At 65.8% G+C, this 12,226-nt stretch carries 10 protein-coding genes; 5 read left to right on the forward strand and 5 right to left on the reverse strand.

Annotated elements, in window-relative coordinates:
- On the forward strand, positions 1-191 hold a 191-nt coding region (locus tag BW994_RS10190; protein WP_175612109.1), incomplete at its 5' end, for an ATP-binding protein.
- A 153-nt stretch (positions 192-344) separates the two neighbouring features.
- Here the strand turns inward: BW994_RS10190 and pcp are convergent.
- Complete coding sequence (pcp, locus tag BW994_RS10195) at positions 345-989, reverse strand: pyroglutamyl-peptidase I (protein ID WP_029312373.1); 645 nt, start codon at positions 987-989, stop codon at positions 345-347.
- Positions 990-1,034: 45 nt separating this feature from the next.
- Here pcp and BW994_RS10200 point away from each other — a divergent pair, with 45 nt between their 5' ends.
- A complete protein-coding gene (locus tag BW994_RS10200; RefSeq protein WP_139334068.1) occupies positions 1,035-1,937 on the forward strand; it encodes a glycosyltransferase in 903 nt (300 codons plus the stop codon).
- A gap of 144 nt (positions 1,938-2,081) precedes the next feature.
- Here BW994_RS10200 and acuI read toward each other — a convergent pair whose 3' ends face one another.
- The 3 genes from acuI to BW994_RS10215 form a co-directional block, all read right to left on the reverse strand.
- Positions 2,082-3,071, reverse strand: coding sequence for an acrylyl-CoA reductase (NADPH) (gene acuI / locus BW994_RS10205; RefSeq protein WP_029312371.1), 990 nt, complete (start codon positions 3,069-3,071; stop codon positions 2,082-2,084).
- A gap of 62 nt (positions 3,072-3,133) precedes the next feature.
- The gene (locus BW994_RS10210; protein WP_029312370.1) at positions 3,134-4,423 is read right to left on the reverse strand and encodes an adenylosuccinate synthase; all 1,290 of its coding nucleotides are present in this window, start codon (positions 4,421-4,423) and stop codon (positions 3,134-3,136) included.
- A gap of 3 nt (positions 4,424-4,426) precedes the next feature.
- A complete protein-coding gene (locus BW994_RS10215) occupies positions 4,427-5,566 on the reverse strand; it encodes an ATP phosphoribosyltransferase regulatory subunit (RefSeq protein ID WP_029312369.1) in 1,140 nt (379 codons plus the stop codon).
- Positions 5,567-5,974: 408 nt separating this feature from the next.
- On the opposite strand from BW994_RS10215, the gene BW994_RS10220 reads away from it, so the two are divergent.
- From BW994_RS10220 to hydA, 3 genes are all read left to right on the forward strand, one after another.
- Positions 5,975-7,447, forward strand: a complete 1,473-nt coding sequence (locus BW994_RS10220) for an MBOAT family O-acyltransferase (RefSeq protein ID WP_245801555.1) — start codon at positions 5,975-5,977, stop codon at positions 7,445-7,447.
- The gene (locus BW994_RS10225) at positions 7,447-8,463 is read left to right on the forward strand and encodes a hypothetical protein (protein ID WP_051657418.1); all 1,017 of its coding nucleotides are present in this window, start codon (positions 7,447-7,449) and stop codon (positions 8,461-8,463) included. The genes BW994_RS10220 and BW994_RS10225 overlap by 1 nt, the downstream gene beginning before the upstream one ends.
- Positions 8,464-8,549: 86 nt before the next feature.
- The gene (gene hydA, locus BW994_RS10230) at positions 8,550-9,986 is read left to right on the forward strand and encodes a dihydropyrimidinase (protein WP_342743247.1); all 1,437 of its coding nucleotides are present in this window, start codon (positions 8,550-8,552) and stop codon (positions 9,984-9,986) included.
- A gap of 115 nt (positions 9,987-10,101) precedes the next feature.
- Here the strand turns inward: hydA and BW994_RS10235 are convergent, their stop codons facing one another.
- Positions 10,102-12,183, reverse strand: a complete 2,082-nt coding sequence (locus BW994_RS10235) for an AsmA family protein (protein ID WP_051657417.1) — start codon at positions 12,181-12,183, stop codon at positions 10,102-10,104.
- Between the last annotated feature and the right edge of the window lie 43 nt (positions 12,184-12,226).

The raw sequence follows: 12,226 nt of genomic DNA on the forward strand, positions 1-12,226 counted from the left end.
TCGAGGAACGCTACGGGCGCCGCTCGACGATCATCACCAGTCAAATTCCGCCGGCGCAATGGCACGACGTGATTGGTGACCCAACCTATGCGGACGCCATCCTCGACCGTCTGATCCACAATGCCCACCGGATCGAACTCAGCGGCGAAAGCCTGCGTAAGACCAGAAAGTCCAGCCCAAAAAACGCTTGACCCCAGGAGAACGAGAGAGCAACAAAATCAGTAGCCACAGAGACCACCACCCGGGCGAATAAATCTCGGAATTCCTGGGCGAATAAAGGTCGGAATGGTGGGCGAATTAAAATCGGAATCAATGGGCGAATTCTCCGGAATCCGCAGGCAATCTCACGAGACGGCGCCGCCGGTGATTCGCCGGTCGGTGTTGCATTCGAGACACGTTTTTATGATCAGGCTGGCGGCGCGGTGGAGGGTTGTGAGGTCGAGCGCGGGGGCGCCGGCTTGGGCGGCGGGCATGGTCGGCAGGTAGGGGATGTGGATGAAGCCGGCGCGCATGGTGGGGTAGCGGGTGGTGGCGAGGTGCATTGTGGTGAAGGCGGTGGCGTTGCAGACGTAGGTGCCGGCGGTTTGGGAGATGTGGGCATCGATGCCTGCGGCGTGCAGGGCGGCCATGGCGGCTTTGATCGGCAGGGTGGTGAAGTAGGCGGCGGGGGCGTTGGGGAGGACGGGTTCGTCGATCGGGGCGTTGCCTTCGTTGTCGGGGATGCGAGCGTCGATGATGTTGAGGGCGACGCGTTCGAGGCTGATGCCCTGGCGGTTGCCGGCGAGGCCGAAGCTGATGGTGATGGCGGGCTGGTGGGTTTCGAGGGCGGTTTGCAGCGTGTGGTGGAGCGGGGCGAAGGCGCAGGGCAGGATGAGCGGGATGAGGGTGGCACCGGGCGGTGGGGTGGTGGCCAGGGAATCGACCAGGAGGGCGGAGGGGTTGATGGTGTCGCCGTCGAACGGTTCGAAGCCGGTGATGAGGATGCGCATGGCCAGAGTATAGGTGGGGTTGGCGGTGGCTGCGAAGGGGGGATGATGCGCTGGTATTTTGCACTCGATGAGGCTGGGGCGCGTGGTGAGGCGGGGGCGTTGGCGCAGTTGGCGGTGATGTCGTCGCGGTTGTGTCCGGGGTTGGAGCCGCGCCTGTTGTATTATGGGGCGCGGGGTGAGTGCACGCGGTGGATGGAAGAGCGGGGGGTGATGGTGATCGATGCGGTGCCGCCCTGCAGCGATGCGATGGCGGCGGCGACGGCGCGGGGGAGTTTTCGGGCGCATTCGGCGGGGCATTGGTTGCGGCTGGCGATTCCCGTGGTCGATCGGGATGCGGGGTTCGCGCTGTATACGGATTGCGATGTGGTGTTTTTGCGACCGATCGAATTCGGTGCGATCCGGCCGCGCGTGTTTGCGGCGGCGCCGGAGTTTGCGCCGGATGCCTGGAATTACTTCAATGCGGGGGTGATGGTGATGAACCTCCCGGCGATGCGGGCGGCGCAGGCGGGGTTCGAGGCGGTGATCAACGCCAGGCTGGATGAGGATCGCGGGGCGCAGTTCGATGATCAGGTGGCGCTGAACGAGGCGTTTCGGGGCTATTGGGACCGGCTGGACCCGGGGCTGAATGCCAAGCCGTACTGGCCGTATGATCCGCATGCCGGGATTTTGCATTTTCATGGGCCGAAGCTGGGCGGGATCGGGGCGATAGCGGCGGGGGAGTGGAACTGGGACGATCCGGTGGCGCGGGGCATCGGGGCGCTGTGTGCGGCGCATGTGCCGCGCTATGTGGCGTGGCTGGGGGATCTGGCGGAGCGGTTTCAGGTGATCGACATGGCGTGGGCGGTGCGGTTGCATCAGCTGGCCGGGCGGTTGGCGGCGTATGGGCGGCGGCATGAGGGGGCGGGGCAAGATGTGTCGCTGCTGGGTTTTCGGATGTTCGAAAACTGACATGCTGCATTGCACAAATTTAAGTTTGCAGGGGCGAAGGGTCGCGCTATATCGATTAACAGCAACGGCGACTCTGTCGCTGTCTGCTTTCTTGGACGTTTCCTCCCTAAACTTGGCGGCACGAAAGTGCCGCTTTTTTTTTGCCTATAGGGCGACGACGATGCGGCCGCGGACCTGGCCGGTGGTGATGGCATCGGCGGCGGCGGGGATGCCTGCGAGGCCGATGGTGGTGGTGATGGCCTCAAGCGATGCGAGGTCGAGCTCGGTGGCGAGGCGGGCCCAGGCGGTTTCGCGTTTGGCGCGGGGTGCCATCACGGAATCAATGCCGGCGAGGGTGACGCCGCGCAGGATGAAGGGCAGGACGGTGGTTGGCAGGTCGCTGCCCTGGGCGAGGCCGCAGGCGGCGACGACGCCGTTGTAGCGCGTCTGGGCGAGGGCGTTGGCGAGGGTGTGGCTGCCGACCGAGTCGATCACGCCGGCCCAGCGTTCCTTGGCGAAGGGTTTGCCGGGGGCGGCGAGGGTTGCGGCATCGATGATGTCGGCCGCGCCGAGGGTTTGCAAATAGGCGGCTTCGGATGCGGCGCGGCGTGAGGAGGCGAGGACGCGGAAGCCGGCGCGGGCGAGCAATGCCACCGCGATCGAGCCGACGCCACCGGCGGCACCGGTGACCAGGATATCGCCATTTGTCGGGGTGAGGCCGCCGGCCTCGAGTGCCATGACGCATAGCATGGCGGTGTAGCCGGCGGTGCCGATCGCCATGGTCTGGGCGGCGCTGAGGCCGGCCGGGCGGTGGATCAGCCAGTCACCGTTGACGCGGGCGCGGGCGGCGAACCCGCCGTGGTGGGTTTCACCGACGCCGAAGCCGTTCAGCAGGACCGCGTCACCCGCGGTGAAGCGTGGGTGGGTGGATTGGGTGACGGTGCCGGCGAAATCGATGCCGGGGATCAGCGGGAAGCGCCGGGCGATCGGGGCGCGGCCGGTAACGGCGAGGCCGTCCTTGTAGTTGACCGTGGAGTGGCTGATGGCGACGGTGACGTCGCCATCCATCAGATCGGCTTCGGTGATGGTGGCGGGTTCGCAGATCTGGCCGGTTTCGGTCTTGCGGATGACGAGGGCTTGGAAGGCGTCGGTCATGGTGGTCTCCCGAAAATGGAAGGGACGCCCTGCTTTCCGATGGAAAGCGGGGTGTGGTTTGCCTAGTCGGCGAACGGGTCCTGCATGAGAATGGTGTCGTCACGCTCCGGGCTGGTCGAGAGCAGGGTGACGGGGCATTCGACCAGTTCTTCGATGCGGCGGACGTATTTGATCGCCTGGGCGGGGAGTTCGGCGTAGGAGCGGGCGCCGCGGGTTGAGCCGGTCCAGCCTTCGATGGTCTCATAGATCGGCTGGGCCTTGGCCTGAGCGGCGGCGCCGGGCGGGAAATGTTTGAATTCGATGCCGTCGATCATGTAGCCGACACCGATTTGCAGGGTTTCCATGCCATCGAGCACGTCGAGCTTGGTCAGGGCGAGGCCGGTGATGCCGCCGACTTTCACGGCCTGGCGGACCAGAGCGGCATCGAACCAGCCGCAGCGGCGCGGGCGGCCGGTGACGACGCCGAATTCATGGCCGCGCTCGCCGAGCAGGCGGCCGGTTTCATCGAGCAACTCGGTCGGGAACGGGCCGGAGCCGACGCGCGTGCAATAGGCCTTGGCGATGCCGAGGACGCGGCCGATCGCATCCGGGCCGATGCCCGACCCGGCGGCGACCTGGCCGGCGACGGTGTTGGACGAGGTGACGAACGGGTAGGTGCCGTGATCGACATCGAGCATGACGGCCTGCGCGCCTTCGAACAGGATGCGCGCGCCGGATTTGCGGGCGGCGGCGAGGCGTTCCCACACCGGCTCGGCGAAGGGCAGGATCTGCGGTGCGAGGGCGAGCAGCTGGTCGCGCAGGGCGGCCTTCTCAAAAGTGGCGGCGCCGAGGCCGGCGAGCAAGGTGTTGTGGTGGAGCAGAAGCTCATCGAGCCGCCAGTCGAGCGTTTCGGGCTCCGCGAGATCGCAGACGCGGATGGCGCGGCGGGCGACTTTATCCTCATACGCGGGGCCGATGCCGCGGCCGGTGGTGCCGATCTTGCGGTCGCCGCGGGCGGTTTCACGCGCGGCATCGATCGCGGCGTGGACCGGTAGGATCAGGGGGGCGTTGTCGGCGATGCGGAGGGTTTCGGGCGAGATTGTCAGCCCCTGATCGCGCATGCGGGTGATTTCGGCCAGCAAGGCGACCGGGTCGATCACCACGCCGTTGCCGATGATACCGAGCTTGCCGCGCACCAGACCCGACGGCAGCAGCGAGAGCTTGTAGGTCTGGTTGCCGACCACCAGCGTGTGGCCCGCATTGTGGCCACCCTGGAAGCGGACGACGATGTCGGCGCGGGAGGCGAGCCAGTCGACCACCTTGCCCTTGCCCTCGTCGCCCCATTGCGCGCCGATGATGGTGACATTTGCCATTGATCAGAATCCTTGAAGAGCGACGGCGTGATCGTCACGCCAGACATGGGTGCAGAGCAGGCGTTTGGCCTCGGTGATGTCGTCCGCCACCGGCAGCAAGCCGGCGATGGTGGCGAACTGCTGGTCGCGGCACGCCTGCGCCACCGAAGGCGGGGTGCCCGCCGGCAAAAACAGGCGCGGGCGCGCGGCGGGGCGGGGGGCGACTTTCAGGATCGTGTCCGGATACAAGGTGATGCCCGTCGCGGATTCGCCGTTGTCGCACAGATACCGCCCGCCGCGGCCAAGCTCGGCCTGGCGGCCGGGGGCGAAAATGGTGACCGCGACGCCGGTATGATAGCGATAGCCGCGGAACTCGACCGGATCGATCGTCAGGCGCAACGCAGGCGCGCGATGGCGGATGGCGGCGATGGTGGCGGCCAGCCGGTCGGCCAAGCCACGCACGGCATCCGGCAAGGCGATTGCGGCGAGGGCCGCCATGCCCGGCTCGGCGGGGCCGGCGGCTTCGAGCAAGGCGCGCAAGGTGGGGGCGAGCGCGCCGCCCAGGGCCGCGATGGCCGCGGTATCCTTGCGGTCGAGCGCGCGGACCAAAGCGGGCTGGCCCGCAGTGTCGCCCAGCAGCGCCGGAATCAGCGGCGGCATTGTGAGATCGATGCTGATGCTCGCCACACCCGCCGCTTCCAACGCCGCCGCCGCGGCAATGATGATCTCGGCATCCGCCTCCGGCAGGTCTGGGCCGATCAGCTCGATGCCGGCCTGCGCCACCTGACGCTCCGGCGCCAGATGCGAACCGCGCACCAGCAGACACTGCCCGGCATAGGCCAGACGCAACGGACGCGGCGCCGCCGCCAGCCTGGTCGTCGCGATCCGGGCGATCTGCGGCGTCGTGTCCGCGCGCAAACCCATCATGCGCTGGGACTCAGGGTCCATGAACCGAAACGTCTGCTCCGCCACCGCAGCACCCGAACCGGCAAACAACGTCGATTCGAACTCGACCAACGGCGGCTTGACACGCTGATAACCGTGCGCGCCAAATCGCGCCGTCAACGTCTCGGTCAGACGCGCCTCAGCCTCGGCATCCGGCGGTAATAAATCGGTGAACCCCACAGGCAACAACGCAGGATGAGGCGGTAAATCGTCAGTCATGGCAACGGTCCCAAGTGCAGCGAGCCTATAGCACCGGTTTCCGACATTGTACCAACCGGCCGGGCCGGTGCTGGAGGGAAGCAAGGCGGGGGGCTTTGCCCCCTCGACCCCCACTAAGGGCGGAGCCCTTAGAACCCGCTAGTTTTAGGCAAGGGGAGGGCGCTGCCTCGGTGGTTAAGCTGATCTGAACTGTGTCGCCCTCCCCTTGCCTAAAACTAATGGATTTTAAAGCCCGGCGCGCGTCGCGCGCCTTATCATATGGTAGCGGGCATCTTGCCCGCGGGGCCTTTAACGGGGTCCAGGGGCAGAGCCCCTGGCCTTCTTTCTCTCCCCAGCACCAACCCGCCGGGCGGTAAAATGCTGGAAATGGGTGATGGGCTGTGACATGGTGGCTTGCAACCTTGGCGGGTGTTTTCGGTGTTGTTCAACTCATCGGTGTTTGTGGTTGGGTTTTTGCCGTTGTTTCTGGCTGGTTTTGCGTTGGCGGGCTGGTGCTGGGGCGGGCGGGCGGCGTTGGTGGTGTTGTTGGTGGCGAGTCTGGTGTTTTACGGCTGGTGGCGGCCGGTGTTTGTGCCGTTGTTGGTGGGGTCGATCATTGGGAATTTTGGGCTGGTGCGGGTGATGCGCCGGTCGCGCGCGCGGTGGCGGTTTTGGTGGCTGGTTGTGGGGTTGGTCACGGATCTGGGGTTGCTGGCCTGGTTCAAATATGCGGGGTTGCTGGTGGCGACCGGGGCGGGGTGGTTGGGGGTGCGGGCGCCTGATCTGGGCATTGTGTTGCCGTTGGGGATCAGTTTTTTCACGTTTCAGCAGGTGATGTATCTGGTGGATTCGTACCGCGACGAGGCGTTGGTGTGCGGGTTTCTGGATTATGCCTGTTTCGTCGGGTTTTTCGCGCATTTGCTGGCGGGGCCGATCGTGCGGCCACGGGAGATCGTGCCGCAGTTTGCGGCACTCGATGGGCGGGTGCGGCGGGATGATCTGGTGGCGGGGCTCGAGGTGTTTTTGCTGGGGCTGGCGAAGAAGCTGGTGCTGGCGGACAGTTTGGCGCGGTTCGCCGATCCGGGATTTCGGGCGGCAGCGGGGGGGCATTCGCTGTCGCTGGTAGAGGCCTGGGTGGCGTTGCTGGCGTATGGGGCGCAGATTTATTTCGATTTTTCCGGTTATTCGGACATGGCGATCGGGCTCGCGCGGATGGTGGGGGTGCGGTTTCCGCTCAACTTCCGCTCGCCATATCAGGCGCGCGACATTGCCGATTTCTGGCGACGCTGGAACATGACGCTGTCGGGGTTTTTGCGGGATTATTTGTATATCCCGTTGGGCGGCAACCGGCATGGCGCGGTGCGGCGCAATGTGAATTTGATGATCACGATGCTGCTGGGCGGGTTGTGGCATGGCGCGGCGTGGCGGTTCATGGCGTGGGGCGGGCTGCACGGGCTTTATTTGATCGTGAATCAGCAATGGCGCCGGACGGGCTGGCGGTTGCCTGCGCGCGTGGCGCAGGCGGTGACTGTGCTGGCGGTGTTGATTGCGTGGGTGCCGTTTCGGGCGGATAATCTGCGGGCGTGCTGGATCATGCTGCGCGGGTTGTGCGGCGCCGCGGGCGTGTTGCTGCCGGCGATGATCGTGAAGGCGTTGCCGATTTTACGGCATGTGGTGACTTCGGTGCCGGTGCTGCCGTATCTGGGGGCGGCGCGGACCATGAGCGTGGTGCAGGCCGCTGCGCTGCTGGCGTTGACCTGGGGGATTATTCTGCTCGCGCCGGACATTCATACGCTGCGCGAGCGGGGGCGGAATGCAGCGCTGGTCGCGGGGTTCGCGTTTTCGGTGCAGGCGCTGTTTTTCGCGCCGTTCGCACGCCCCTTCATTTATTTTCAGTTCTGATGCGCCGGTTGGTGGTTTGCGCCCTGGCATCGATCGCGCTGTATCTGGCGGCGTTCGGGCTGGTGTTGCATCGGCCGCTCTCGGTCGGGATGTTGCGGCATGAAATGGCGGCGAAGCTGGCGCGGGGGGCGGTGCTGACATCGCCCAAGCTGGTGATACTGGCGGGGTCGAACGCGCCGTTTTCGCATTCGTGCCGGGTGATCGGGGCGATGCTGGGGATCAATTGCGAGAACGGCGGCGTGGCGGTCGGCATCGGGCTCGATGATCTGTTCACGCGCTGGGCGGCGCTGCTCCATGCGGGGGATGTGGTGTATCTGCCGTTGGAGATGCAGCAATATGATGTGACGCCGGCGCAAAATCGCATGAGCATCGACGGCGCCTGGCTGTTTCGTGATGATCGGGGGTTGCTATGGCGGTTGGGCGTGGGGCGGTTCGTGGCCGGTGCGTTCGGCAATACCATGCCGGATGGGCTGGAGGCACTGGCGGAAATGGCGGCGCATGCGGCGGGCATGGGGCATCCGCGGGCGTTGCTCGCGGCGCAATTCGATGCGGAGGGTGACCGGGTGGGCACCACGCTCGCAACGGCCGACCCGGCGTTTCTGGCGCTGCTGCACCGGGTGGACCCCCGCGCGCGCGGGATCAGGCGCGGTTATGGCACCGCGATCATCGCGCGGTTCGTGCGCACCGAGGTGGCGCGCGGGGTGATCGTGATCGGTGGGTTGCCGACCGATTTCGACACGGTGGCGCTGCCGGACGCGACGATTGCCGCGGTCCGCGCCGTGTTCGTGACGCGCGGCGGGTTGTTTCTGGAATTGCCCAACCATAGCCGGTATCCGCCCGCGGATTTTTATGACAGCGAAGATCATCTGGCGCAGCCGTGCCAGTATCTGCATTCGATTGCGGTGGCGCGCGGGTTGGCGCCGCTGTTGCACCGGACGGTGGCGATGCCTTCGGCGGCGGTGCGGCATCGCGCGGGGCGTTGTCCTTCGGCGGTGGGGGTGGTGGCGGCCCGGTGAGGTGAGGGCGCGTACCCTTGTGCGGCCGGTTGGAACCGGCGGGCGTTCTGCGCCATAATCCGGGACGGCAACGCGGGGCGGGGATGATGTACGACACGGTCATCAAGGGCGGCACGGTGGTGACGGCGGCGGAGCAGTTCGCTGCCGATGTCGGGATCGTCGGGGAGACGATTGCGGCGGTCGGGCATGATCTGCGCGGGGATCGGGTGATCGATGCCACCGGGTTGCTGGTGTTGCCGGGCGGGGTGGATACGCATTGCCATATCGAACAATTGCGCGCGGACGGCACGACCGACGAGGAGAGTTTCATCAGCGCCAGCGCCTCGGCGTTTGCCGGGGGGACGACCACGGCGATCACGTTTTCCACCCAGTTCAAGGGGCGCGCGATCGGGCCGAGCCTTGCCGAATATCAGGCGCGGGCGGCGCGCGGCATGATCGATTACGGGTTTCACCAGATCATCACCGATCCGACCGATGCGGTGATCCACGAGGAGATCCCGGCCCTGATCGCGGCGGGTATTCGCAGCCTCAAGGTGTTTTTGACCTACGACCCGCTGCATGTCGATGATCGCGGGTTTTTGCGCATTCTCGCCGCCGCACGCCGGCACGGCGCGCTGGTGACGGTGCATTGCGAGAATTACGACGCCATCGGCTGGATGACCGAGGCCCTGCTCGCCGCCGGGCTGACCGGGCCTAAATATCACGCCTGGTCGCGACCCGTGGCGGTGGAGCGCGAGGCGACCATGCGCGCGATCGCGCTGGCCGAACTGGTCGATCAGCCGATTCAGATTTTCCATGTCTCGTGCAGCGAAGTCGCCGAGGAAATCGCGCGGGCGCAGGCGCGCGGCCTGAAGGTTTGGGCGGAAACCTGCCCGCAATACCTGACGCTCACCGCCGCCGATATGGACCGGCCGGGCTTTGAAGGGGCGAAATTCATGTGCAGCCCGGCGCCGCGCGAGGCCGGTGCCGCCGCTGACCTGTGGGCGCAGATCCGGCGCGGGACCATCGATGTCATTTCCTCCGACCATAGCGGCTACCGCTTCGATGGTACCGCCGGGAAGCGCAGCGCCGGAGCCGACGCATCGTTCCGCGATATTCCGAACGGGGTGCCCGGCCTCGGCGCGCGCATGATGCTGCTGTTCAGCGAGGGCGTCGCCACCGGGCGGATCAGCGCCAGCGATTTCGTGCGCCTGACCGCCTTCAACCCCGCACACCTGTTCGGGTTGACCCGAAAAGGCCGGATCAGCCCGGGAGCCGACGCCGATATCGTGCTGTGGGACGCCAAAGCGCAAATCACCCTGACCAATGCCACCATGCAACATGCGATCGATTACACGCCCTATGAAGGGAAGATCGTCACCGGACTCCCCATTACCACCCTGCGGCGCGGGATCATCGTGATGCATAACAATACCATAACCGCCGAACCCGGCAGCGGCCGCTTCATCCCCCGCGCCGCCTACGACCTCATCAAACCCACCGGCCACCTGGCCAACAACTTCAACCCATCGGCTTATGCTTGAGTTGGGGGACTTGGGTGGGAGGAAGGAAGGCCAAGGGGCTCTGCCCCCTGATCTTGCTTTCCTCCCACCCAAGTCCCCCAACTCACACATAGACCGAGGGGTTGGTGTTGTGGGCTCAGGGGTGGTGGGTTTTGGTGAGTTCCTGGCGGTTGAGTTGGGATGTGGTGGGCTTGTGGCGGGTTTGGGATGTGGTGGGGTGGCTGGGTTTGCCGGGTTGGTTGGTGCGGACCTGGGTTTCGGCGGAGGAGACCAGGGCTTCGCACACGTGGGGGTCTTTGGTGCCGAACTGGATGGTTGGGATCAGGGCGAGCGGGGCGGCGACGATGCCGAGGGCGACGGCGGCGCCGCCGCGGAGGGCGAGCGGCGCTTTGGCGGGGCCGATGCTGGGTTTTTTCATGGTGCCGGTGATGTTGATCGGCGAGGGGAGTGAGCCGATGCTGAAGTGTTTGGGTTTGGACTGGATGTGATAGTCGAGTGTTTCGGTTTTGAGGTTGACGGTACCGCCGCCACGCACGATGGCTGTGCCGGTATCGAGCAGCAGGGTGCGGGTGCTGAGCAGGCCGTGGGCCAGGCCGAAGTCGCCGACGAAGCAACGCACGTCGGTTTGATGGGGCAGGCCGAGGGCGGCGATCAGGGCGTTGCCGAATTCGAGGCCGGAGAGTGAGACGAGCAGGGCGCTGAGGTTGCCGCCGGTCATGTAGAGGGCGAGGCCACCGTTGCCGTTGCCGGCCCAGCTTGCGATGGAGTTGCCGGTGGCATCGAGGCTGGCTTTGCCTTGCAGCAGGCCGCCGCCTTTGAAGACGTGGGTTGCGGCCATCAGGGTGGCGATGTTGACGTTGTCGAAATCGACCTTGGCGACGGCGTGGATTTGTTTGTCGGGTTGCGGGGTGAGGGCGATGGTGCCGGCGATCTGGCCGGTGCCGACGCCGAAGCTGACCGGGTGCAGCGAGATGGCGCCGTTGACGATGCTGAGATTGACCGCGAGGCGGTCGAGCGGCATCGATTTTCCCACGATGCTGGCGGCTTTGTAGGTCAGGTAGATGTTGGCGGCGTTGAGTTTGGGCAGGTTGAAGGGTTTATCGGGCAGCAGGTTGCTGTGTTCGGCCTGGGATTTGGCGATGGCGGCGCGTTGGGCGGGGCTGATGCCGGCTTCGTGGGTGCCGCCGGGTTTGGTGCCGATGAAGCCGCCGAGGTCGTTGAGATCGACGCGTTTCGAGGTCAGGTTCATGTGGACGACCGGTTTTGATGTGCCGTGGTCGACCGCGGCGCCGGGGTTTTCGTGGATGCTGCCTTCGAGGTCGCTATCGCCGACGATGCCGTGGAAATCGGTGAAGTCGATATCGCCGGGGTGATAGGCGAGGTTGCCGGTGATGCGGTATTGCGGCGTGGCGGGGATGGGAATGCCCGTGAGGGCATAGAGATCGGCCATGTTGGCGCCGGCGAGGGTGAGGTGGAGGTTGGCGCCGGCGAAGTGCAGCGGGTTCGCGACGGTGCCGATGAGGGCGACGTGGGTGGCACCGTTGGCGAGGGCGAGGTCGATCGGGAAGGGTTGGGTGGTGCTGCGGATGGTGAGCAGGGCGCCGGCGGTGAAGGTGCCGGTGATGGGTTGCTGGTTGTAGGTGCCCGTGGCGGTGGCGGCGAGTTGCTGGGTCTGGCCGGATTTGGCGACGACGCCGGTGGCGGACTCGGTTTTCACGGCGAGGTGGACATCGGCTTTCAGGGCGGGATCGACGAAGTGGATTTTGCCGGCTTTGATCGAGAGCGTGCCGATTTCGGGCGAGGGGGCTGGTTTGGCGGCCGGTTTGGTGGCGGGGATGCTGTAGTTGGTGGATTTTTGCGGGGTTGCGACGGCATCGATCACCGGGTGGTCGAGGTTGATCGCGGGGATGACCGTGCGGCCGTGGAAGATGTAGTCGATGATGTTGATGCTGACGGTGAGGCGTTTGATGTCGGCGAGCGGGGCGTGGGTGGGGAAGCCCTGGGGATTGGCGACGACGACCTGATCGGCCTGCACGGTGGTGACCCGGCCGAGGGCGACGTGCAGATGTTTGATGGTGACCTTGTGGCCGAGGCTGTTCGAGGCCTGGGAGTCGACGATGGGGATGAACCAGTCCCAGTTCCAGAACAGGGCGAGCAGGACGACTGCCGCGACCGGAATTGCGGTGGCGACCAGTGCGGTTTTGCCGCGTCGGGTCATGATGTCGGCACCGGTGTCATCAAAAATTCCCCCTGAGCCGGAT

This window comes from Acidiphilium rubrum (assembly GCF_900156265.1).
Taxonomy (GTDB): domain Bacteria; phylum Pseudomonadota; class Alphaproteobacteria; order Acetobacterales; family Acetobacteraceae; genus Acidiphilium; species Acidiphilium rubrum.

What these genes read in the sequence shown, in the direction of transcription:
- hydA (WP_342743247.1), top strand. Translation starts at nt 8,550, where the DNA reads ATGTACGACACGGTCATCAAGGGCGGCACGGTGGTGACGGCGGCGGAG.
- acuI (WP_029312371.1), bottom strand. Translation starts at nt 3,071, where the DNA reads ATGACCGACGCCTTCCAAGCCCTCGTCATCCGCAAGACCGAAACCGGC.
- pcp (WP_029312373.1), bottom strand. Translation starts at nt 989, where the DNA reads ATGCGCATCCTCATCACCGGCTTCGAACCGTTCGACGGCGACACCATC.
- BW994_RS10215 (WP_029312369.1), bottom strand. Translation starts at nt 5,566, where the DNA reads ATGACTGACGATTTACCGCCTCATCCTGCGTTGTTGCCTGTGGGGTTC.
- BW994_RS10210 (WP_029312370.1), bottom strand. Translation starts at nt 4,423, where the DNA reads ATGGCAAATGTCACCATCATCGGCGCGCAATGGGGCGACGAGGGCAAG.
- BW994_RS10200 (WP_139334068.1), top strand. Translation starts at nt 1,035, where the DNA reads ATGCGCTGGTATTTTGCACTCGATGAGGCTGGGGCGCGTGGTGAGGCG.
- BW994_RS10235 (WP_051657417.1), bottom strand. Translation starts at nt 12,183, where the DNA reads ATGACCCGACGCGGCAAAACCGCACTGGTCGCCACCGCAATTCCGGTC.
- BW994_RS10225 (WP_051657418.1), top strand. Translation starts at nt 7,447, where the DNA reads ATGCGCCGGTTGGTGGTTTGCGCCCTGGCATCGATCGCGCTGTATCTG.